Source organism: Desulfosporosinus metallidurans, from assembly GCF_001936615.1.
In the GTDB taxonomy this organism is placed as follows: Bacteria; Bacillota; Desulfitobacteriia; order Desulfitobacteriales; family Desulfitobacteriaceae; genus Desulfosporosinus; species Desulfosporosinus metallidurans.
This window is the reverse complement of sequence record NZ_MLBF01000015.1, coordinates 23,750-44,935: the sequence shown is the minus strand read 5'-3', so window position 1 is coordinate 44,935 and position 21,186 is coordinate 23,750. Positions and strand designations below refer to the sequence as shown.

The 21,186-nt window shown below is 44.5% G+C and carries 24 protein-coding genes and 1 riboswitch; of the genes, 22 read left to right on the top strand and 2 right to left on the bottom strand.

Annotated elements, in window-relative coordinates; translation table 11 throughout:
• Positions 1 to 202 precede the first annotated feature (202 nt).
• The 9 genes from DSOL_RS11525 to DSOL_RS11495 all read left to right on the top strand — a co-directional run bounded on the left by DSOL_RS11525 (position 203) and on the right by DSOL_RS11495 (position 5,408).
• Complete coding sequence (locus DSOL_RS11525) at positions 203 to 1,042, top strand: hypothetical protein (RefSeq protein WP_075365005.1); 840 nt, start codon at positions 203 to 205, stop codon at positions 1,040 to 1,042.
• Positions 1,043 to 1,376: 334 nt separating this feature from the next.
• Positions 1,377 to 2,306, top strand: coding sequence for a recombinase zinc beta ribbon domain-containing protein (locus DSOL_RS11520; protein ID WP_083642500.1), 930 nt, complete (start codon positions 1,377 to 1,379; stop codon positions 2,304 to 2,306).
• A 332-nt stretch (positions 2,307 to 2,638) separates the two neighbouring features.
• Positions 2,639 to 3,136: a hypothetical protein gene (locus DSOL_RS11515; protein ID WP_075365004.1), complete on the top strand. Its 498-nt coding sequence runs from the start codon at positions 2,639 to 2,641 to the stop codon at positions 3,134 to 3,136.
• The gene (locus tag DSOL_RS30005; protein ID WP_427854399.1) at positions 3,087 to 3,587 is read left to right on the top strand and encodes a tyrosine-type recombinase/integrase; all 501 of its coding nucleotides are present in this window, start codon (positions 3,087 to 3,089) and stop codon (positions 3,585 to 3,587) included. The genes DSOL_RS11515 and DSOL_RS30005 overlap by 50 nt, the downstream gene beginning before the upstream one ends.
• Positions 3,584 to 3,862 carry a hypothetical protein gene (locus DSOL_RS28815; protein WP_235838780.1) on the top strand — a complete coding sequence of 93 codons (279 nt, stop codon included), beginning with the start codon at positions 3,584 to 3,586 and terminating at the stop codon, positions 3,860 to 3,862. The genes DSOL_RS30005 and DSOL_RS28815 overlap by 4 nt, the downstream gene beginning before the upstream one ends.
• The gene (locus DSOL_RS11505; RefSeq protein ID WP_235838779.1) at positions 3,852 to 4,127 is read left to right on the top strand and encodes an aminoacyl-tRNA deacylase; all 276 of its coding nucleotides are present in this window, start codon (positions 3,852 to 3,854) and stop codon (positions 4,125 to 4,127) included. The genes DSOL_RS28815 and DSOL_RS11505 overlap by 11 nt, the downstream gene beginning before the upstream one ends.
• 168 nt (positions 4,128 to 4,295) lie before the next feature.
• Complete coding sequence (locus tag DSOL_RS11500) at positions 4,296 to 4,817, top strand: GNAT family N-acetyltransferase (protein ID WP_075365001.1); 522 nt, start codon at positions 4,296 to 4,298, stop codon at positions 4,815 to 4,817.
• A 100-nt stretch (positions 4,818 to 4,917) separates the two neighbouring features.
• Entirely contained in the window at positions 4,918 to 5,088 is a 171-nt protein-coding gene (locus tag DSOL_RS27940; RefSeq protein ID WP_170871495.1) for a hypothetical protein, read from the top strand.
• Between the two features lie 32 nt (positions 5,089 to 5,120).
• Positions 5,121 to 5,408, top strand: a complete 288-nt coding sequence (locus DSOL_RS11495) for a GNAT family N-acetyltransferase (protein WP_075365000.1) — start codon at positions 5,121 to 5,123, stop codon at positions 5,406 to 5,408.
• 702 nt (positions 5,409 to 6,110) lie between these two features.
• Here the strand turns inward: DSOL_RS11495 and tlp are convergent.
• Together tlp and DSOL_RS11480 are read right to left on the bottom strand one after the other, a co-directional pair.
• A complete protein-coding gene (gene tlp / locus DSOL_RS11490; RefSeq protein ID WP_075364999.1) occupies positions 6,111 to 6,326 on the bottom strand; it encodes a small acid-soluble spore protein Tlp in 216 nt (71 codons plus the stop codon).
• A 1,210-nt stretch (positions 6,327 to 7,536) separates the two neighbouring features.
• The gene (locus DSOL_RS11480) at positions 7,537 to 8,454 is read right to left on the bottom strand and encodes an RluA family pseudouridine synthase (protein ID WP_075364998.1); all 918 of its coding nucleotides are present in this window, start codon (positions 8,452 to 8,454) and stop codon (positions 7,537 to 7,539) included.
• A gap of 497 nt (positions 8,455 to 8,951) precedes the next feature.
• Positions 8,952 to 9,136: riboswitch (cobalamin riboswitch) on the top strand.
• Positions 9,137 to 9,262: 126 nt separating this feature from the next.
• Here DSOL_RS11480 and DSOL_RS11475 point away from each other — a divergent pair.
• The 13 genes from DSOL_RS11475 (at position 9,263) to DSOL_RS11415 (ending at position 21,184) form a co-directional block, all read left to right on the top strand.
• Positions 9,263 to 10,480, top strand: coding sequence for a bifunctional cobalt-precorrin-7 (C(5))-methyltransferase/cobalt-precorrin-6B (C(15))-methyltransferase (locus DSOL_RS11475; RefSeq protein ID WP_075364997.1), 1,218 nt, complete (start codon positions 9,263 to 9,265; stop codon positions 10,478 to 10,480).
• A complete protein-coding gene (gene cobI, locus DSOL_RS11470) occupies positions 10,477 to 11,199 on the top strand; it encodes a precorrin-2 C(20)-methyltransferase (protein ID WP_075364996.1) in 723 nt (240 codons plus the stop codon). Before DSOL_RS11475 ends, cobI begins: the two co-directional genes overlap by 4 nt.
• Positions 11,196 to 11,984, top strand: a complete 789-nt coding sequence (cobM, locus tag DSOL_RS11465; RefSeq protein ID WP_075364995.1) for a precorrin-4 C(11)-methyltransferase — start codon at positions 11,196 to 11,198, stop codon at positions 11,982 to 11,984. Before cobI ends, cobM begins: the two co-directional genes overlap by 4 nt.
• Positions 11,981 to 13,093, top strand: coding sequence for a cobalt-precorrin 5A hydrolase (locus tag DSOL_RS11460; RefSeq protein ID WP_075364994.1), 1,113 nt, complete (start codon positions 11,981 to 11,983; stop codon positions 13,091 to 13,093). Before cobM ends, DSOL_RS11460 begins: the two co-directional genes overlap by 4 nt.
• Complete coding sequence (gene cobJ / locus DSOL_RS11455; protein ID WP_235838778.1) at positions 13,090 to 13,779, top strand: precorrin-3B C(17)-methyltransferase; 690 nt, start codon at positions 13,090 to 13,092, stop codon at positions 13,777 to 13,779. Before DSOL_RS11460 ends, cobJ begins: the two co-directional genes overlap by 4 nt.
• Positions 13,776 to 14,552: a precorrin-6A reductase gene (gene cobK / locus DSOL_RS11450; protein WP_075364992.1), complete on the top strand. Its 777-nt coding sequence runs from the start codon at positions 13,776 to 13,778 to the stop codon at positions 14,550 to 14,552. The genes cobJ and cobK overlap by 4 nt, the downstream gene beginning before the upstream one ends.
• On the top strand, positions 14,549 to 14,917 hold the full coding sequence (locus DSOL_RS11445) for a sirohydrochlorin chelatase (RefSeq protein ID WP_075364991.1): 369 nt from the start codon (positions 14,549 to 14,551) through the stop codon (positions 14,915 to 14,917). Before cobK ends, DSOL_RS11445 begins: the two co-directional genes overlap by 4 nt.
• Complete coding sequence (locus tag DSOL_RS11440) at positions 14,914 to 15,552, top strand: precorrin-8X methylmutase (protein WP_075364990.1); 639 nt, start codon at positions 14,914 to 14,916, stop codon at positions 15,550 to 15,552. The genes DSOL_RS11445 and DSOL_RS11440 overlap by 4 nt, the downstream gene beginning before the upstream one ends.
• A gap of 91 nt (positions 15,553 to 15,643) precedes the next feature.
• Positions 15,644 to 17,248, top strand: coding sequence for a cobyric acid synthase (locus tag DSOL_RS11435; protein ID WP_235838786.1), 1,605 nt, complete (start codon positions 15,644 to 15,646; stop codon positions 17,246 to 17,248).
• A 1-nt stretch (position 17,249) separates the two neighbouring features.
• A complete protein-coding gene (gene cbiB, locus DSOL_RS11430; RefSeq protein ID WP_075364988.1) occupies positions 17,250 to 18,221 on the top strand; it encodes an adenosylcobinamide-phosphate synthase CbiB in 972 nt (323 codons plus the stop codon).
• 121 nt (positions 18,222 to 18,342) lie between these two features.
• Positions 18,343 to 19,713: a cobyrinic acid a,c-diamide synthase CobB gene (locus tag DSOL_RS11425; RefSeq protein WP_075364987.1), complete on the top strand. Its 1,371-nt coding sequence runs from the start codon at positions 18,343 to 18,345 to the stop codon at positions 19,711 to 19,713.
• On the top strand, positions 19,710 to 20,267 hold the full coding sequence (locus DSOL_RS11420; RefSeq protein WP_075364986.1) for a cob(I)yrinic acid a,c-diamide adenosyltransferase: 558 nt from the start codon (positions 19,710 to 19,712) through the stop codon (positions 20,265 to 20,267). The genes DSOL_RS11425 and DSOL_RS11420 overlap by 4 nt, the downstream gene beginning before the upstream one ends.
• Positions 20,267 to 21,184, top strand: coding sequence for a GHMP family kinase ATP-binding protein (locus DSOL_RS11415; RefSeq protein WP_075364985.1), 918 nt, complete (start codon positions 20,267 to 20,269; stop codon positions 21,182 to 21,184). Before DSOL_RS11420 ends, DSOL_RS11415 begins: the two co-directional genes overlap by 1 nt.
• Positions 21,185 to 21,186: the final 2 nt, after the last annotated feature.

Here is a 21,186-nt window from a genome sequence, read left to right as displayed (position 1 = left end):
CTACAAATAAAGAATCAGGATTTTGTAAACTTCTATAACGCACTGGATGTATTTTGGAAAATGAACTGCCTGCGCGTAAGCTCAGCTCGTCAACCATTATGCGTATCGTAGTTGCTAAATGTCTCCAGAAGAAATAGCTAATCAGGTAGTCTGGATGATCGGGAATGTACAGTACGTAAAATGACACGTGAAGGAGGAAAATATGTCTACTTTACAGGATGTAAAAGTTTTTCCTCTTAGAGAAAGCGAAAGATTTGAGAATCTTTGTTTGGATATATGGAAAAGAAAAATCAATGACCAGCACATACAGAGAAATGGACGTCGTGGGCAAGAGCAACATGGAGTTGACATTTTTGGAAGAAGAGACGGTAGCATGAATTGGGTGGGAATTCAATGCAAGGTCAAGTCTATGGGGGATAGGTTGACAGAAACAGAGGTGGAAGAGGAAATCCGAAAGGCAATGACCTTTAATCCTAGATTAAGCGAATATATCTTTGCCACAACAGCACCAAGAGACCAACGATTGCAGGAATTTGTTAGACAAAAAACTGTAGATCATCTTAACCAAGGACTCTTTATAGTTAACGTGGTTTTCTGGGATGATATCGAATTGGATTTGGCCGAGGATAATAACCTAGACATATGTTACAAATATTATAAAGACTTTTTCATAGATGTTAAGAACTTCGGGAATACAATAGGAAAACTAATTGCTATTGAAATCGGAGTTGGAGATAGTCCTGATACACATTACGAACTTATTGTAGGGAAGATTCCAAGGAGAAGCCAAGATGAGGACTATTTTGGACTTAACTACTATAAAGGTTCAAACTATATTGTTAATCTTAACGAGAAGACGTTTGACACGTTTCCCGTTCCGTGTTACCCATCTGATCTTGAACATGTGTTTAGATTTAATAGAGATGCTAAAATTATATCGGAATGGATTAATAGAATTAATCTAGAAGACCTAGTTTATGGCAGTGAAGTTAACTATCAAAGCACTATAACCTATGAAGAATATATAAAGTTGGGAGTATGACTTCGTGTTAATAGATGGTTTGTAGGGGGCGTACGTCAGCTATTATAGTCTCTACATTTGGAAAATATGAATGTGGTTAGGAGTGTTGATCCAAGTCTAATACATTTTCATGATTACCAAGTTCGCTAAACTTCCATTTAGAAAATGGTTTAAGAGACCATCGAGTTTACAATATAATAGAAAACCATTCTGATTCCAGCTTCCCTTTTATCCACTATAGATATTCTGCGATTGAATCAACATGAAGCTTTCCAGAGAAGATATTCGTTCTATCTGACTCTCCTGTGGCACAAAAAGATTCCATGGGAAGGTCATCTATTTTTTTATGTAAGACTTGACACAGGCTAACGAGAAATATTATGGAGAGTTATTGCTTCAAAAGACGGTCACGGTTGATTACCTCACGAAGAAACGCGTTGACAATAAGAACTTAGAGCCAATGTATAGGATTGAGGATAATCACGAAGCAATTATTAGCAAAGAAATGTTTGATTTGGTTCAACTAGAACGCCAGAGACGATTTGAAATTACAAGAGGCAAAAATCCAGATAGGCGCAAATATGCCAATAAATATGGGTTCAGCGGTAAGCTTTACTGTGAGAAATGCGGAAATACGTTAAAGCGAAAGCATTGGAACTCTGGCTTGAAATCCGAAAAGATAGTATGGCAATGCAATAGTTACGTAAAAGGGGTTGAGAATTGCCCGACCAAAGCTGTAAATGATACTGATTTAAAAGAAGCCTTTATCCGACTGTACAATGATATGGTCAAGGATAAAGGCTTTTTCTTTAAGATGTTTTTAGAAAATGTTAACAAGGTTATGACCAAGGAATCTAAGGTAGTTGATATCAAGAAGCTGACTGAAAGAATAGGGCTATTAGAACAGGACTTGAGTGAACTGGTGCAACTGAGACTTCGAAAGCAAATTGATGATAAGTTTTACAATAAGGAATACGCAAAGATTACAGAAGAGCTTGAATCAGTGAGCCAAGAGAAAACTACAATAGAGATGGAACATTTGGATGATGTAAAATATAGGGACAAGCTTGATGCCATTGGCAAGATTATCAACAACGGGGATGAGCCATTAACTGAATTCGATGATGACTTGTTTGTGGCTTTGATCGATAAGGTTATAATAAAATCACCGAGCCATTTCCTTTTCATCCTTGAAAGTGGGCAGGAAGCGGATGTTGAATATAGCAGTCAACAGCACTCCACGCACGTTGAGACCGTGGTAAGTCTTGTAAAGAAGCACAGCTAGAAGTCGCTTGTAGCAAGGGTTCCGGAGTTTTGGAGTAAATTGTAGAACAATATTAAAGGACCTTATCTGGAATTCGAGATAAGGTCCTTTATCCCGAAGGATTTATTATCCCGAAGTTTTTGAAACCTGACGGCAGAATGACCTATTTTACTGGATTTTCCTCTTATGTTATCGTTAGAAATTCGGGATAATATTTTATCAATTCTTCTTATATTTGGAAATTTTTAATCGATTGTGCGTGTTACATTCAAAATGATTGAGACAACTGTCGCTTGGGTACTTAGTTATAATAGCAGGGGAAATATACACCCCCTGACTTTAAGCGATTCACTATGCAGAAATTGGAACCCTTGGTTCTCTTCGAACAGATTAAGGCGGCATTGGTTACATTCGGTTTAAGCACTGCAACTTTGGAATACTATGAAAGGATTGGATTTCGACCAATCCGTTCGTATTTTGAGACTTGTAACCCAGAAATAGTTTCACTTGAAACCTTGGAATGCTGTGTTCTTCAGGCACGCCAGAAATACGAAGACGGTGAGCTCTACTATCAGGGTTTCAGTTATCTTCGGAAAGTCGCATCTATGATGGAGGAAGTTTATAAGACTGGTACACTTGAGTCGAGAGAACTACCCAAGTGGAAAGTTGGTGACCTGAATAGCTATTTCACGGAAATATTAGATACTTATGTAAGATCGAAGAAAAGGGCTGGATGTCATGCAGACAGTACTTTGGGAGTCTATAAAGTAATTATCACTCAATGCCATTTTGCTCTTGGCAATGAAAACTGGTCTACGCTCTGGAGATATCGTGAAGCTGCAGTTTATTAACATAGACTGGAAGAATGATGAGATCCATATTATCCAGCGTAAAACGAATCGGCCTTTAATTCTTCCGTTAGAACCCAATGTAGGCAATGCCATCTACGACTACGTTCTACACGGTAGACCAGTCGCCGATTCACCCTACATATTTCTTCGTACCCGCCCACCACACAAGAAACTGTGTAATTCGTCTTTGAATTCTATAATATGCAAGTACATGGATGCAATCGGTGTTTCCCATAAACCAGGTGAAAAGAAAGGTTTTCACAGTTTCCGGCGTAGTCTTGGTACGTGGATGCTAGAGAACGAAGTCCCTTTGGACACAATCAAAGAAGTACTTGGTCATTCACATATGAATTCCTCCAGACCCTATCTCTCAACGAATCTTGAGAAACTCAAAAACTGTTCTTTGAGTCTCGATGGAATCGAAGTGACAAGGGAGGAATTGATGCGATGAAACGTACTTTCACAGGGAACTTCAAAATTCAAATTGAAGGGCTAATCAAAGAAAAGCAGGCATTAGGGTTTTTGTATATAGATAATCAGAACATCCTTGCTAATTTCGACAGATTCTGTATTGAAAACTATCCCAATGAAACCACACTTACGAGAGACATCGGCATGCATTGGGCAGAGCTACGACCGTCAGAACATAGTGCTACGCTTACAAACTGCTCCGACACTAATTCTGAAGACAGACAAGGGTTTCTTCGCGTTAATAGTGTCCGGTGACCGGGGTCATGTAGATCTCGATGAAGTTGCAAGTATTTTAGGATGCAACAAAGTAAAGTTAGCCGAGGCAAGAGATGTTGAAAAAGTAACTGGTTGCACCATAGGAAGTGTCTCTATGGTGGGACATAATTTGCCGTGTGTTGTCGACAAACGGTTGTTTCAATACACTTCTATATATGGCGGCTCAGGAGAAGAAACTTGTACATTGAAAATTAACCCAAATGCGCTGGAAAAAGTAAACAGAGTTGTTGCAACTCTTGATTAAGCCATCGTTAGCAAAGTAAAATTCTACACTCGCGATAACCCGCCGGGGTGGCCGTCTCGGGAAACTAGTGCGTTTGTATATGGTGGGTGACTTGTATCCCGCCATGGACGATTAAAGCCCATAACTATTAAATTATTGGCATATATGAAGTTAACAAGGGAGGTTGCTATGGCGTATTTGCTTTGTCCATTATCCAGTGACCATATGAATGTTCTTTATGGATGGAAGATGAATGAGCCAAACTGGGATTTGTACACATGTCGTCCTGTTGGCAAGTTGGCGATGAAGCACGAATTTGCGGAAAACCTAAAGAAAGAGATTGCTCAGGGAATTCTTCAAGTTTATGTAATAGCAGCGGAACAAGATATTAGTAAGCCATTGGGACGAATCACCCTGTTTGATTTTAATCTAAGAAATAGCAGTGCCGAATTTGGGTATTACATACCGGCTGAATTGCGGAGCCAGGGAATAGGTCAGAATATGATGAGATTATTATTGGAGAGGGTATTTGAACAAGATCATGATTTAAACAAGGTTTATGCTACCACTTCTTCTAATAATGAGCCTTCAATTAGACTTTTGGAAAGAAATAGATTTACTCTTGATGGTCGACTGCGCGAACACTACTGGATTAGGGAGAGAAGGTACGACCAATTGCATTATTCAATGCTCAGGAGTGATTGGGGTTAACGATGTTACGTAAATAACGATGAAGCCACGCTGCAAGACATACCCAGGTGTGTGGGGATGTGTATAGCATCCCAGACATGAAGCAAAAGAGGGATTAGAAATGGAAGTAACATTAGAAGTTCTTACAAAAGATGATTTGCTCCCACTTCAGGTATTGCTGGAAAAATGTTCTGATTATCTTATTTTCCAAGATGAGGAAGCGGTAAAACCGAGCGCTGCTCGAGATTTATTAAATATAGGCCTGTTGGAATTGAAGATAAGGCTAAATTAATAATATTAGGCATATTTAATGATCAAAAACAATTGGTCGGCGTCTTTGATTTAATAAAGAGTTACGCCGGTCCAAGAACCTTAAGTTTAGCCTTAATGCTGATTGATCCTTCCAGCCGTGGGCAAGGTATCGGAAACAAAGCAAACCACCTCTTGGAAAAGTGGGTAATTAGTCAACAATTTAATAAGGTTCGATTAGGAAATGAAAAAGGTCTGAAATTTTGGAAAAAGATGGGTTTTGCTGAGACCGGAGAAATAAAACCACACTTATCTAAAAAGTTCATGGTTCTAGAGAAAAACATTGGGGTGCATGATAGATAGCGTCTTCACATCTCATCCTCCCCGTTTCTATATTCTACCTTACCCCATATCCCGCCGGGATGGCTGTCTCACGAAACGTGTTGTGCGACACGTTCCTAAGTCGATAAAAGCCTAGGCATCGGTAGCAATATCGAGAGAACTAACATCTTTAAAAGTCGAATGATGGGGCAACGCCTTGAAAGGCTTTCTTTAATACTCCGATAGGCGTGTATATGAATAAGCATCGAAACGTCTAAAGCTCGGTGAAGTCGCGTGAGAACTACCCTAAGGAAAAATCCTTGGGAAACCTATCCAGAGGTGGATGGTGTAGTCTATAGTGCGGAAGTCTAAAAAATACCCATGGTAAGAATGTAGGTAAAATCTACTGACAAAGATTCCGAATGTACGGGGGAGTTTTCGGACTGACAAAAATGCCAGTACAAATATGAGTTGGTAGATGAGGACGAGTAAAATAGCCTGTATGAAAGTGTAACTTTAGGGCTATGATAGAGAAACTTACGTCTGGCAGGTAAAGCAGTTATAATTCGCCAGATCATTCGAAAATGGGGAAGGGTGTTACGCTTACCAAAGAGGAACTGGGGAATTTAAGTGAATTTCTGGGTGGGCTTGATTTATAAGGAAGCAAATTACTCGGAAGAAGGGAAAAATAAAGAACACAGCTCTTGCAAGCTGTGCCTTTACTTAACAGATAGGCTGATACTCTTACCGTCGGGCTTCGTCTCTTTTTTCCGCTATGAAACCATCAATGCTTTCTTTGCGCCGTTCATTTTTAGCTTCAATGTCATGCTTCTCATCTGCTGTAATCTCATCTGCATGCTCATCCAAGTAATCTTCTGCTTCCCGTAAATTAGCAAAAGTGTGGTCGATATGATCTTGCAGGTGCGCCTCATTATCCGCCCTATTATCAGGTTTAGTCAATGGAATCCCTCCTATAAAATCATTGATACTCATTTATGATGACCCGAATTGGTGTAATTTATGTCAATTTGTTAGACGAACAGACATTGAACAATCAGATGCCAGATTGAATAAATCAACTCGAGTGTCACGGCTGTTGCCGTAATACGCAGCTGATCAGTTTGCGAAAATAGGTTTTGACGATATAACAAGATTTCAATTATGATTATTAATTGGACGAAAAAAACAAAATCAGCCGGAAAGTGGACAATGTTAACAAAGAAGTGTATATAAGGAAAGAGTCTCTCTGCAGGCTCAATTTTTTATTAGAAAGCGGTTAATTTATGCACAAAGAACATATTAAGAATTAGACGTCCTAAGAGTGATTGGCTTTGTATTCGTTGTCGCCCAGCATATTTTTGGCGCATATGCCTGGCGGGAAGGAGCAAGCTTTGCTGAATCGCTTATCCTGAGCTTGTTAATGTTATTGTGCTTCAAGCAGTGGCGATGAAATTAAACAAGATATATCCTATAAAAAGTTTCTTGGTGTCAGGTTTAATAATCTTTTTTCTCACTATCGTGTTAACCGTGAAGTTGATGCAGTTTTTAAGCTTGTTACCCTTTTCGAGGTATTTTTTGGGTACGAGCAAAAAATACCACCCAAAATTGTTTGATAAGAGGGGAATAGTGTTACTCTATTACTCCAACCGGTACTACGCGAGGTATTAATAACCTTAAACCTTGCTTTTTTCGATACATAGGAAAGTTTCCTTTTCCTTGCTGGACTCGTCTTGGCAGTTAGCGTAGAGTAGACATGTCTGAACTAATTATGTCAAATAAAAAAGTCACTCTCTAGTAACTTTTGCGGGTATATATAAGAGCACGTAATGATCTACCTAACACCAATATAGATCACTTATCACCTAATTATGATCTTTCGACCGTAATCAAGCAAATCGCTACCTATAATAATGATTCGTTCGACCTTGCAAGATATCTACACAGCTACATACAACCTTTCGGCTGTATATAACCGACTCTCATACACATGCATACATCTACCGACATATGGTTGAGTAAGAAAACTCAACACCCAGCAAAATCTTAGCTCGACCTTTTACGATAAGTTCAAACCTCAAAACAATCGGAAATAGACTGCAGTAAAGTCATATATTGCTCTTTTGCGCTTTATTATATGCTGGTAATTTTAGGGTCTGATTTTTACTTTATGTCATAATGATGGCTTGTTGAATGGCGTGTTGAGATAGTTAACGACTGTTTGAATGTCTTCAGCTAAGGGGATATCTAAAATTACTTCTTTGCCGCTACGAGGGTGGGTGAAACGTATCCTGTCGGCGTGCAGAGCTTGTCGGTTTATTAAAGGGGAAGCAAATCCGTACAGGAGGTCACCGCATACCGGGTGACCGATAAAACTTAGATGAACCCTTATCTGATGGGTGCGACCTGTCTCTAACTTTAGTGACAAGAGGGTGTGGTCAGGATACTTGTCAAGTACCTGATAATGGGTTGTTGCTGACTGACCCGTTGGATGGACAATTCGCTGGCGCTTTTTATCATCCAGCCGGGCGATTGGTTGGTCAATATAACCATTATCTTTTGCCATCGATCTCTCTACCAAAGCAACATACCTTCGGTCAATTGTGTGTTGCTTTAGCTGATTGAAGATGCCTTGGTGGGCAAACTGACTTTTCCCTATGAGGACCAAGCCGGAAGTGTCCTTATCAAGGCGGTTAATCGGGCGGAAAAGGATGTTCCTTCCCAACCCTTGCCAGTAATAAGTTACCGCATTAGCCAAGGTGCCGGTGCCCCCCAGGTGGGATGGATGAGTGGACATACCCGCAGGCTTGTTCACCGCCACAAAGTCCTCATCTTCGTAAACGATGTCCAGAGGAATCGACTCTGGAATGATAGTACTCTCCTCGGTGAGGTCAATATCTATGGTGACAAAATCTCCCGCTTGGATGCGATAGTTGGTATGAACCAACTGCCCGTTCACCTGTATTTTGTTCTGGTGTTTAAGGTGAACAACCAAAGAATTGGACAACAAAAGTTTTGAGGCAAGTAGGTCACGCAAAAAAGTATTCTCATCTTGTACACCTGCTGTGTATGATAGCTGTGTATTATTCAATTTCCCCTCACTGCTTATGATTAATTATTTTAATGTAATATTAACACAAAGCCAGGCAGAGGGACAGGGACTTATAAATCTGCTGGCCCTGTTGCTTCAAAATAAGTCGCCCGATCATTCGAAGTTGGGGAAGGGAGTAGTGCTTACCAAAGAGGAACTTTTTCTGAGATATCATCCCTTCTCAATGAAGCGTTCTCCTTCCATAGTTTTGTTAAACCTGGCTATATCCCCAATGTCGATCCGGGACCTGACCGGTTAAAAGATGGATGATACCCAAGGGCAAGATTGAAAAGATAAACGTTGACGATAAGGAAGAAGTTTTGACCGTTTATCTTTTTGGCTATTTTTTCGGCTAATTGTACAAAGAATGAAGAATCACTTGGGAAATAGTTGTGCCCGGGAACCTGTAACTTCTTATATATAATTCTTTTGAAAAAGAGGAATTTAGTATATACTTATAGAATATTACGTCATAAGTCGTATGCGAGACTCACAATTTAATACTGAATACTTAAGGTTCCTCTTCGAGAGAGGTGCAAACAGGGGAAGTCGGTGAAAATCCGACGCGGTCCCGCCACTGTAAACAAGGAGTTCTCTTCCCCTATCCTACGCTCAAATGCTAGGATAGGGGAAGAGAATGATGATTTGAAGTCAGGAAACCTGCCTTATGTAAGATCACAGACCTACGAGCGATAGGAGATGTGTGTGTTTATTTAGGGTAAACCATACGAGCCGCTCAGGCTCGTTTTTATTTATCCATCTATAATAACAAACGTATACCTCATCAAACAATGGAAGAAGGTTTTCAATGTTACGGGTGATCGGTATCGGTCCTGGTAGGCCGGAATGGTTGCCACCTGCAATCACTGAACTTGTAAGAAACTGCGACATTTTAATTGGGGGATCTAGAGCACTTGAACTTTTTCCAGATTTTTCGGGACGCCAGTATACCCTTTCCGGTAATCTAGCCCATAGTCTTGAACTAATTGCCAAGGCGCTTCCGGAAAAGAAAGTTATTGGGGTGCTCGTCTCCGGCGACCCTGGGTTTTTCAGTTTTTTGCCCAGGCTCAAGAAAGAATTCCCTGAGGAGAGAATCGACGTCTACCCCGGAATCAGTTCTCTTCAGTTCGCCTTTGCGAGAGCTGGGCTTCCTTGGCAGGAGGCTAGCTTTGTGAGTGTCCATGGTCGAGAATTATCCATACTGCCCCGGGTGATAACTCGTCCGACTGCAGTCTTGACGGGTGGAGAAAATACCCCTCAGAAAATTGCGCAATTTTATTTGGATCTCGACTCTAACCCCCATATTTCTGTAGGCAATGCCCTTGCCTATCCAGAGGAAGTCTGGGACACGATGGATGCTGTGCATTTGGCTCAGGAAAAGACAATATTAAAAAATGCCGTTGTTATCCTGTATCCTGCAATCGAGCAAAATACCAAGCAGAACACTGGCTGCAGAATTGGCATTCCAGACCATGAGTTCCTTAGGGGAAAGGTTCCCATGACTAAGGCAGAAATTCGAGTGCAAGTACTCGCTAAGGCCCAGATTTCGTTATCTGACCGTGTTGTAGACATTGGGGCCGGTACTGGCAGCATTAGTATTGAAGCCGCAGGTCTTGCTTCTGAAGGGGTTGTTTATGCCATTGAACATAAGCCAGAGGCACAAGAACTTATTCTAGCTAATCAACAAAAATTTGGGGTTTCAAATCTTCGTCTGATTTCTGGAGCAGCGCCAGATGTTTTTGGAGAGCTTCCTCCTGTTAATGTTTGTATTATTGGGGGGAGTAATGGGAGGTTACCAGAAATCTTAAGAAACGTCCCCCTCGTTGAGGGAGGTAGAATTGTGATCACGGCGGTAACCATCGAAACGATGTCTCAAGGACTGCAACTACTTAAGGATCTTCACTATCAGGAAATCGAGGTCGTTTCTATCCAAGCTGTCCGCTGGCAGCCGGTTCAAACTCTTCATATGGCCCAAGCTTTAAATCCGGTCTTTATACTATCAGCACGAAAAGAGGGGAAATCATGAATATAACGTGGGGAAAATTCTATGGAGTGGGGGTTGGCCCTGGCGATCCTCAGCTCTTGACCTTACAAGCGGTCAACGTTTTACAATCAGTCGATCTGGTAGCTATCCCAAAATCTAAGATAGAACGGGAAAGTGTCGCCTGGGATATCGCCAAAATCCACTGCCCATCTAACGTCCGCCTCATTGAACTGGAAATGCCCATGACATCGGACAAGCAGGTTTTAGCCAAGGCTTGGCGAGATGGAGCGCAGACACTTTTAGCTGAGCTAAAACAAGGCAAATCCGTGGCCTTTATAACGCTAGGTGATCCTTCGCTCTACAGCACTTACAGTTACCTACTTAACATTCTCCAGGAGGAACTACCCCAAGAGTGTATTGCCACTGTGCCAGGTATCACGGCTATGTCTGCAGCGGCAGCGAAAATTAATTTACCCCTCGCCACAGGGGACGAACCCCTCCTTATCTTGCCCAGCACCGACGATGTGGGACAGTTCCTTGATTTTCCAAACTTGGTTTTGATGAAAGTCTCTCGTAGACTTCCAGAAATATTAACTCTTCTCGAAGAACGAGAGAAAAAAGCCGTCTTATTAACACGTCTGGGACAGCCCGGAGAGAAAATCCGTTGGGAGCCCAAACCAGAGGACTTTGCTTCCGACAAAATCGATTATCTCAGCCTTTTACTGGTTAAAAAAGATTTGTTAGGGAGGGAAAACGGTTGAGTGAGAACAAAGTAAACGGAGAAGTAATTTTCGTTGGAGCTGGCCCGGGAGATCCCGAACTGATCACGCTTAAAGGATCCCGTGCGTTGGAACGAGCTGACCGCGTGATTTACGCCGGATCTTTGGTCAACCCTGCATTACTCGAACTTTGTCGTCTAGGAACCCCTTTTCATGACAGTGCCCATCTCACGCTCGAAGAAGTCGTCGCTTTGATGTCCGAGGGAACCAAGCGTGGAGAAATGATTGTGCGTCTCCATACCGGAGACCCCAGTATGTACGGGGCAATAAAGGAGCAATTTGAACATTTAGATAAACAGGGAATTCCGTATTCCGTAATTCCTGGGGTCAGTTCGGTGTTTGCGGCGGCAGCGGCTGTCAAGCGTGAATTCACCTTGCCGGATATCAGCCAAACCTTGATTCTTACACGCTTGGCTGGACGCACCCCTGTACCAGAACGTGAAGCACTTGCCAAATTAGCGCAACATCAAGCCAGTATGGCGATTTTCCTAAGTGTTCAAGATATGGGTTCTGTGGTCGCAGCCTTATTGGAAGGCGGTTATCCTGCCTCCACCCCCATCGCCGTGGTTGCTAAAGCCAGCTGGCCGGATGAAGAGGTTCTGTTAGGAACCCTGGAAACAATTGTTGAAAAAGTTAAAGAGGCTGGAATCCGCAAGCAGGCGCAAATTTTGGTTGGAGATTTCTTAGATCCGGCAAACGGTTATGCGCGGTCCAAGCTCTATGACCCGACCTTTACCCACGAATTCCGTCAAGGAACAGAAACGTGAAAATAGCACTTTTGGCATTGACGGATCGAGGAATGATCACGACCCAGCGCATTGGGGATGGGCTACCGAACACCGTGACTCCAGAGTTTTTCATCCATGAAAAGACACTCAGTCTTGGCGAGAAACAGCGAGAAAACCATGTTCAGCCAAAGCTGCACGCCTTTCGGCGTTTAGGGGATGTCGTCCCGAGCCTATGGCAGGAGTATTCTGTTCTCATTTTTGTCATGGCGACAGGGATTGTGGTACGCCAAATTGCTTCCTTAATTGAACGCAAAGATCGAGATCCGGCGGTGCTTGTTTTAGATGAAGAAGGAAAGTTCGTTATCCCTTTGCTTTCCGGGCATTTAGGTGGCGCAAACTCTTGGGCAAATAAGATCGCCCACCAGATCGGGGCTCAAGCGATCATCACGACGGCCACGGATGGGCGAGGATTGGTCGCACCAGATGAATACGCCCGCAGGTATGGCTGGAAAGTGGAACCTATAAACCATTTACCAGTGGTTAATAGCTTGCTTTTGGAGCAAGGATTTCTCAACGTCTGGACAAGTTACCCTCTAAATCCGGAACACACTTGGGTTAAGGATAGTCATTACCGTTTCGTGTCAGAAAACGAGAAAGCTAAAGCGAACGTTATCTTAGATGCTTTTCCAAGTACAGATATCAAAGAGGATTGTCTCTATTTAATTCCTTCCATCTTAAGTATTGGGGTTGGGTGCCGTCGCGGAGTTTCTGCGCAAACGATTTTGGCGAAGATCACTGCGGCAGTGGAACAAATTGGAGCCTCGCTTAAGGCAATATCCGGAATCTATAGTATTGACCTTAAATCAGATGAAGTAGGACTGATTGAAGCGGCGAAGCACCTGCGAGTTCCGTTTCGAACCTTTCGGGCGGATGAACTACAAGCCGTTAATGAACAGGAACACTTAAGTCAATCAAACTTTGTAAACGAAAAGATAGGAGTGGACGGAGTATGCGAAGCAGCGAGTTTACTGGGAGCACACAAGGGGCGGCTAATTCTGCCGAAGATCATGGGGCAGGGAGTCACAGTGGCGATCAGCGTGGAAAACTCTTTGTCGTGGGCCTCGGACCTGGAGACCCTGACCATATGACCGCAAGGGTTCAGTCGGTGTTAAATGAAGTTGAATACATCGTGGGGTATAAAACGTACATAAACCTTATTCGACCGTTTTTAACTCACCAACAAATAGTAGCAACAGGAATGCGCCAAGAAATTGACCGCTGTCGTGAAGCGATTCGTTTGGCGGCCGAAGGACACCGGGTAGCCGTCGTGAGTAGTGGGGATGCTGGAGTCTACGGCATGGCTGGAATTATTATTGAGTGTCTCGAGCAAGAGGGGCTTATAGACCTTCCACTGGAAATCATCCCAGGAGTCACGGCAGCCTCCGCTTCTGCCTCCATGCTCGGTGCTCCTCTGATGCATGATTTTGCAGTGATTAGCTTAAGTGACCTCTTAACCCCTTGGGAAGTCATCGAAAAACGAGTTCGCTTGGCGGCTGAAGCCGATTTTATCTTTGCGATTTATAACCCCAAAAGTAACGGTCGCACACAACACATTGAGACCGTACGCGAAATCTTGCTCCTCCACCGTAGTCCCGATACACCCGTTGGTCTCGTGCGAGAAGCACTGCGGGGTGAGGAGTCAAGTGTTGAAATAACCACACTCGCTGATTTCACAAATCATCCCATTGACATGCTGACAACCGTTATTATCGGGAATTCTCAAACTCGCATTGTTGGACCTTATATGGTTACCCCGCGAGGGTATAAGCTGTGAGGCTATTGGTTTTAGCCGGAACAGAAGATGGGCGCCAACTTGCGGAAGCCTTAAAACTGCGGGGACATGAAGTTTTAGTTTCTACTCTGACTGCTTATGGAGCGGATTTGGCTTCAGAACAAGGGCTTCAAGCTCGCTCGGGAGCGATGGATGCTCAATCTCTCGAAGATCTTTTAAAGAGTGGTTCCTTTGCAGCCCTTGTGGATGCCACCCATCCCTACGCGCTAAGGGTAAAAGAAATGGCTAAAACGGTCTGCGAAGAACTGTCACTGCCCTACCTGCGCTGGGAGCGTTCATCTCTGGATTTAGAAGTTCATCCCCTCATCCATTGGGCCGAGGATATCCCAACTGCTGCTCAAATTGCAGCAAAGCTAGGGCAACGTATATTGTTAACCACTGGAAGTAATGCCTTGCCAGAATGGGTATCTCTACCCACTCTGAGAAATACATACCTCTACATTCGCGTTCTCCCGACGTCACAGGTGTTGGCGCGCTGTGAATCCTTAGGGTTCAAACCCAATCAAATTATTGCTGCTCAAGGCCCTTTTTCCCAAGAGTGGGATGAAGCAATGTTCAAGCAACTAGGAATTGAGGTCGTGATTGCCAAAGAGAGTGGAAAAGTAGGAGGGACCCTAGAAAAAGTGCAGGCCTGCCTCTCCTTACACATCCCTTTGGTGCTCCTAAAACGGCCGCCCTCTGAAATTCAAGATAATCAATCTTTACAGGCGAGGTCGATACCCCAGTTTATTAAACATTTGGAGGAAATTTTATGAAATCAGAAATCATTCTCTTAGGACACGGTAGCCGTCGCGCGGAAGCTAATCAAGGACTTTTGGTTGTCGCCGAAAAAGTAAATCGCTTACTCGGGCAACCGGTAACGCCTGCTTATATGGCACATGATCACCCTAGCCTCCCAGAAGCGGTGGAAGCAAAAATTCAGAGCGGCGCATTGCGAATTATTATTATGCCACTCTTTCTCTTCAGAGGGATCCATGTATCGGTGGATATCCATGAGGAATTACGCGAAATTCGCGAACAACATCCGAACGTCGAAATCATCTACACCAAAGAACTAGGTGCAGATGATGGAATTGCGAGTTTGGCAACCCTTCGCATTAAGGAGGCAATGGACGAATGAACGATTTTATCTTAGACCCAGGGCAAATCGAAGCGGAAAGTATGCGGCACATACGTGCTGGTCTAATCCGTCCGTGGACTGAAGCTGACATCCCAGTAGTAGAACGAATCATTCATACCAGTGGCGATCCGTCCCTGGAGCGTGACATTGCGATTCATCCAGAGGGGATTGCCTGTGGACTCAAGGCTCTTCAGGAGGGTGCGAACGTCATTACTGATGTGGAAATGGTTCGTGCGGGGATTTCCAAGGGAAAACTCAAATCATTAGGTGGCACGGTGGAATGCTTTCTTAATTCCCCTGAAGTTGCTGAACAAGCCAAAGCGTGGGGAATTACGCGCTCAATGACCGCTTTTCGCCTGAATCCAGAACGTTTACGTGGCTCGATCGTTGCTATCGGTAACGCGCCAACGGCTCTGATCGAAGTCTTACGTTTAGCGGAGAATCCCGAAACACGTCCTGCTTTGATCGTCGGAATCCCTGTTGGTTTTATCGGGGCAAAAGAGTCCAAGGATTTACTTTGGGAACGCCAAGATATTCCGTCGATTACAGTCTTAGGAACGCGGGGGGGAAGCCCGCTCGCCGCAACGGTTGTTAATGCCTTAATTTATACCGTTTTACGGCAACGCAATATGTAGAATTTTTAGCCATCGCCATTCAAGTTCTTTAGTGTTGTAAATGCACCAGCTTAAAAAAAGAGGGTGACGAAAAATGTCTTCAAATAAACCATTGTCAGCTAAACCAGTATCTGCCAAACTTATGATTCAAGGGACCTCGTCAAGTGTTGGAAAAAGCGTCTTAGCTGCGGCGTTTTGCCGGATCTTTTACCAAGAAGGCTATCGAGTGAGTCCTTTCAAAGCCCAGAATATGGCCCTTAACTCCTTTGTGACGACCGCGGGCGGGGAGATGGGGAGAGCACAAGTGGTTCAGGCCCAAGCCGCTGGAGTGGAACCCGAAGTGCGCATGAATCCGATTTTGCTTAAACCCAGTGGACCCACTGGTTCTCAAGTGGTCATCATGGGGCAGTCTCAGGGAAATGTGACAGCCCTGCGTTACCACGGAGAATATCAACGCATGACTTGGCCCTATGTTACCGAAGCACTTCACGGACTCATTAACGAATATGAGATCGTGGTTATCGAAGGAGCAGGAAGTCCGGCAGAAGTGAATCTTAAATCGAACGATATCGTCAATATGAGAGTCGCGCTGGAAGCCGATTCTCCCGTTTTACTTGTGGCAGACATTGACCGTGGCGGGGCCTTGGCTTCTGTCGTGGGAACTTTAGAATTAGTGGAACCCGCAGAACGAGCGATGATCAAAGGAATTATTTTCAATAAGTTCCGCGGTGAAATTAAGCTTCTGCAACCTGCTTTAGACTTTATTGAAGAACGAACTGGAATTCCGGTCGTTGGGGTTGTCCCTTATTTTAAAATTCGCATTCCAGATGAGGATTCCGTGGCCTTGAACGAGGCGAATGAAAAACCCTCGATTTTCTTAGCAGAACAATTAGACGTCGCCGTGATTCGATTTCCCTATATTTCAAACTTTACGGACTTCGATGCACTTCAAGACGAACCCGATGTCTCAGTGCGTTATGTCACGGAAGTAGGGAATCTGGGAAAACCCGATCTGATGATTCTTCCTGGCAGTAAAAATACCTTAGCAGACTTGCGTTTTCTGCATGAAAGCGGTTTAGGGACGCAGATTCATAAGCTTTGTGAGGAAGAGGTTCCCCTAATTGGGATTTGTGGCGGGTACCAGATGATGGGACGTTCTGTGAAAGATCCACTTCATACGGAGTCCGAACTCGAAGAGGTTCTAGGGCTTGGGATTCTTCCAATGGTGACGGAATTTTATCCACAAAAACATACAGTCCAAAGTAAGGGGACTATTCTTGCGGATTCCGACTTTTTTAAAGCATGTACAGGGGAAACTGTGGTTGGTTATGAGATTCATATGGGACGCTCCACGTTTGATGAAGGACATGTCCCACTTTTTAATTTGACCTCGAATGGAGAAACCATTGCGGATGGTTTGCAAGCCGGAACAGCTTATGGAACTTACTTGCATGGCATCTTTGATAATGACAGTTTGCGAACAGCACTTTTAGTCTGGCTGTGGGAACGCAGGGGTCAACGCAGACCTGTTGAGGCGTCGCTTTCTCAGGCAGCGTTGCGCGAATCAGCGTTCAATGAGTTGGCAGATCTGGTACGTCAGAGTGTAGATCTTGAACGCGTCCGGGCTATCATGGGGTTAGAGGCTGAACTGGTGCCGAACGATGGAATGAGTATAAACGAAGCAGCCGAAGGGAAAGCCCAGGACTTGGTAAATTAGTATGACGGAAACGCTTAAGTTATTTTCCGCAGCTCTCCCAATCGCAGTCCTCGTCGGATTTCTTCTCGACCAAATCTTAGGCGATCCCCGTAGTTGGCCTCATCCTGTCGTGGGCATTGGAAACATCATTGCCTTTTCGGAGCGCCATCTTAATCAGGGGTCGCCTGAGGCACGCCGCAGAAACGGAGTGCTTCTAACCTTCCTTGTGGTCGGCGGAAGTTATCTGCTGACGTGGGCTGTGGTCTGGGGGGCGAACAAACTCCATCCCATATTTGGCCTAGGCATAAGTGCGTATCTTATATTTACTACGTTAGCTGGAAAATCTCTTTTGGATGCGGGGCAAAGTGTATTGGCTCCTTTAAAACAACGGGATTTAAGCGCGGCTCGGCAGCGGCTTTCTTGGTTGGTTAGCCGGGACACAGAGAATCTTTCCGAGGGTGAAATTGTCCGCGGAACAGTTGAAACGCTCGCTGAAAATTTCGTTGATGGGATATTATCTCCGCTTTTTTACGCAGCCCTTGGTGGTGCTCCACTGGCAATGGCCTTCAAAGCAGTTAGTACGTTGGATTCGATGGTCGGCTATCGGAATGAACGTTATGAGGAGTTTGGTTGGTTCTCAGCTCGAACTGATGATTGGGCGAATTACGTGCCAGCACGGTTATCCGTTCCCATTCTACTTCTCGCAGGTTGGTTGCGGGGAATGTCGGTGAGGCATGCTTATCGGATGTGGAAACGAGATGCCTCAGGTCATCCAAGTCCGAATGGTGGGAATCCAGAAAGTGTTGTTGCTGGCTTACTAGGTATCCAGCTCGGTGGGATTAATATCTATCATGGTCAGACTCATCATCGAGCAGAAATGGGAGAGATTCTTCATCCTTTAAACGCCTTGGACATTGTTCATTGCCGCCATCTTGTTCAAACAGCAACTTGGGTATCCCTTGTACCGGCAATCATGTTGGCTTACCTTACCTAATGGTTGTCCTTAATTCCTGAATTATAACGTTGAATGTACGTTGAAGATTATAAGCTATAATATATGGTATAAGCATCTCCTATAAAACGAGATGTCCTATAAATAGGAGGGGAGAGACAGCATGACTATTCCTCGGATTGTCCTAGCGGGAACGCATAGTGGAGTCGGTAAAACAACCCTGGCTACTGGATTGATGGCAGCTTTAAAAAAACGCGGACGACCAATTCAGGGGTACAAGATTGGGCCAGATTATATCGATCCTAGTTATCATGCAGCTGCTACAGGTAGAGCTTCCCGTAATCTTGATCGCTGGCTTTTGGGTGAGCATCTCCCTTCCGTCTTTGCTCAAAGTTCAGGGGAGAATTGGGCAGTTATTGAGGGTGTAATGGGCATGTTTGATGGCATGAGCGGAACTGCGGGTTTCGGAAGCACGGCTGATGTGGCCAAACTCCTGCACGCCCCAATTTTACTTATTGTCGATGTATCCTCAATGTCCCGCAGCGTAGCGGCTTTAGTTCACGGATTTAACTCCTTTGACCCTCACGTCAACCTTCAAGGGGTTATCCTTAATCGCGTAAAATCAGCGGCGCAGGAAAAAATACTTAGAGAAGCTCTGTATGATCTCCAGATCCCGGTTGTCGGAGTCCTCCCGAAAGAAGGGACACTTCGTCTTCCGGAACGCCATTTAGGATTAGTTCCTGTGGGGGAGGGTGGTCTGCTTGAAGGCTTTATTGATACGCTTTCAGAGCTTATCGCCAAACACGTCGATTTGGAGCAAGTCGAAGCCATTATGAATAGTGCACCAGATTTTCACGCTTCTACCCCACTTGCCCAACAACCGTTAGCCCAGGGTGAAAAGTTTCGGTTAGGCTTGGCATGGGATGAAGCCTTCCTATTTTACTATCAAGATGCTTTAGATCTGGCAGAACGCTTGAATTATGAAATTGTCCCGTTTAGCCCTTTACACGATCTTGCTCTCCCCAAGGATCTCGACGGTATTTTCCTCGGTGGGGGTTTTCCAGAGCTTCATCTTAATCGTTTGAGCGAAAATGTCGCCTTTCTGGAATCACTCCGTGCTTATGCGGCAAGTGGTAAGCAGATCTACGCCGAATGTGGCGGATACATGTACCTTGGGCAATCCATAACGGATTTTGAGGGAAGAGAAGCTCCTCTGGCTGGTCTAATTCCCATGAAGGCAGAAATGACCAAACGCTTACAAGGCATTGGGTATCGTCGTGGAGTCTTTCGCGAGGATAATTTTCTGGGTTCTCGTGGGACAACGGTTCAAGGGCACGAATTCCACTATTCACGTGTTACGTATGAGAGAGAGTTTCCTCCCGCTTATGAGTTGTTCAAAGGAGATCAAGTCGATCGAATGGAAGGGTATGCTCGTGATAACATCGTCGCATCCTACCTCCACCTTCATTTCTCGGGACATCCGGAGTTACTTGAACACTGGTTTACGTCACGTTCCGGGAGAAAACAGATATGATCACTGTCTATACCGGTCAGGGTAAAGGTAAAACGACGTCAGCCATAGGGGAAGCTCTCCTTGCTCATTCTGGGGGTAAGCGCGTTCTTATGGTACAATTTCTCAAAGGAAGTACCTATAGCGGTGAACTTGTAGGCCTTAGCCGTCTTGGAATTCCGCTCATTCAATTTGGGGTGGGTTGTCGTTGGGCTGGGATGATCCGAACGGGTCTGAAACACTGTACCGGATGTGGGGAGTGTTTTCGACAAAATAGAGATCCCGAGATCGCCTTGGATTTGGTTAACCTTGCCCATGATTATGTCTTTGGCGAAGTTAAGGCACAGACCTACCAAGTGATTATTTTAGACGAAGTAAGTCATGCACTAAACCATGGTTTTCTGGGTTTAGAGCAGTTGAAAGAACTTCTCTTGACAAATTCTTCTCTGCACTGGATTCTTACAGGGCGAGGGATGCCTGAACTATTGGAACCTTTGGTGGACAATTGGTGGGACCTAAACTTGCTAAAACATCCTTTTACTAAAGGGGTTAGCAGTCGTAGGGGGATTGAATATTAATGGATTTCGCTGTCGGATTGGCCCGTTGTCCGGGGACGTGTGGAGAATGGGTACAAGGGGCCCGAAAAGGAGTCCCATTTCTCGTGGATTGTCCCATTGACCGATTTTCTGAAGCCAGAGTGGAATTAAACAAGCATACCACTGGCTGGGACCTTCCGCTGCGGAAAACAAAAGCTCTCCAAGTCTTGAAATTAATCGAAGAGGAGTTAGGTGTTTCCAAGTTAGGTGGTACGGTAGAATTTCTACAGCAACTTCCGGAAGGAAAGGGAATGGCAAGTTCTACGGCTGACATTACTGCCGTAGCAGCAGCCACACTGATAGCCCTTGGAGTAGAACCCACTCCTGAGCGCTTAGCGGATTTTGCTTTAAGGATAGAACCAAGTGACAGCGTGATGTTCCCTGGTATTACAGAGATAGAACATGTTCAAAGACATTATCATCGCGTGCTTGGCCCTTCGGTCCCTGCCCTGTTTCTTGCTCTTGATTGGGGTGGAACAATCGATACAAGGGTGTTTAATGCTCGGCCGGGGTTAGCGGAACACTATCGGCGCAATGAAGATGAAATTAGACGGGCCTATAGCTTGGCCCGTGAAGGAATAGAACAAACTGATCTAGAAAAATTGGCATATGCCGGGACGATCAGCGCACGATGTAATTTAGAGATGAATCCAAAATCATGGTTTGAGCCCTTCTTGACTTGGGTTCGTCAAAAAGGCGGACTCGGTGTTGTAACTGCCCATAGTGGTACACTATTAGCCGGAGTATTTCCTCAAGACAGCTTTACCAGTCAAGATGAAGAAAAGAACTTGCGTCTTGAAGCGCAGCAACGGTTTACTCCTGCTTACCTTGATCTCTTTCACAGTCATTCTGGAGGAATCGTGGCAACAAAATTAGAACTAACTGAGAATGCGGGGTGAAA

Excerpts from the sequence above, each read along its gene's own strand:
- DSOL_RS11525 (WP_075365005.1), top strand. The coding sequence starts at position 203 with ATGTCTACTTTACAGGATGTAAAAGTTTTTCCTCTTAGAGAAAGCGAA.
- DSOL_RS11515 (WP_075365004.1), top strand. The coding sequence starts at position 2,639 with ATGCAGAAATTGGAACCCTTGGTTCTCTTCGAACAGATTAAGGCGGCA.
- DSOL_RS30005 (WP_427854399.1), top strand. The coding sequence starts at position 3,087 with ATGAAAACTGGTCTACGCTCTGGAGATATCGTGAAGCTGCAGTTTATT.
- DSOL_RS28815 (WP_235838780.1), top strand. The coding sequence starts at position 3,584 with ATGAAACGTACTTTCACAGGGAACTTCAAAATTCAAATTGAAGGGCTA.
- DSOL_RS11500 (WP_075365001.1), top strand. The coding sequence starts at position 4,296 with ATGGCGTATTTGCTTTGTCCATTATCCAGTGACCATATGAATGTTCTT.
- DSOL_RS27940 (WP_170871495.1), top strand. The coding sequence starts at position 4,918 with ATGGAAGTAACATTAGAAGTTCTTACAAAAGATGATTTGCTCCCACTT.
- DSOL_RS11475 (WP_075364997.1), top strand. The coding sequence starts at position 9,263 with ATGTTACGGGTGATCGGTATCGGTCCTGGTAGGCCGGAATGGTTGCCA.
- cobI (WP_075364996.1), top strand. The coding sequence starts at position 10,477 with ATGAATATAACGTGGGGAAAATTCTATGGAGTGGGGGTTGGCCCTGGC.
- cobJ (WP_235838778.1), top strand. The coding sequence starts at position 13,090 with ATGACCGCAAGGGTTCAGTCGGTGTTAAATGAAGTTGAATACATCGTG.
- DSOL_RS11445 (WP_075364991.1), top strand. The coding sequence starts at position 14,549 with ATGAAATCAGAAATCATTCTCTTAGGACACGGTAGCCGTCGCGCGGAA.
- DSOL_RS11440 (WP_075364990.1), top strand. The coding sequence starts at position 14,914 with ATGAACGATTTTATCTTAGACCCAGGGCAAATCGAAGCGGAAAGTATG.
- cbiB (WP_075364988.1), top strand. The coding sequence starts at position 17,250 with ATGACGGAAACGCTTAAGTTATTTTCCGCAGCTCTCCCAATCGCAGTC.
- DSOL_RS11425 (WP_075364987.1), top strand. The coding sequence starts at position 18,343 with ATGACTATTCCTCGGATTGTCCTAGCGGGAACGCATAGTGGAGTCGGT.
- DSOL_RS11420 (WP_075364986.1), top strand. The coding sequence starts at position 19,710 with ATGATCACTGTCTATACCGGTCAGGGTAAAGGTAAAACGACGTCAGCC.
- DSOL_RS11415 (WP_075364985.1), top strand. The coding sequence starts at position 20,267 with ATGGATTTCGCTGTCGGATTGGCCCGTTGTCCGGGGACGTGTGGAGAA.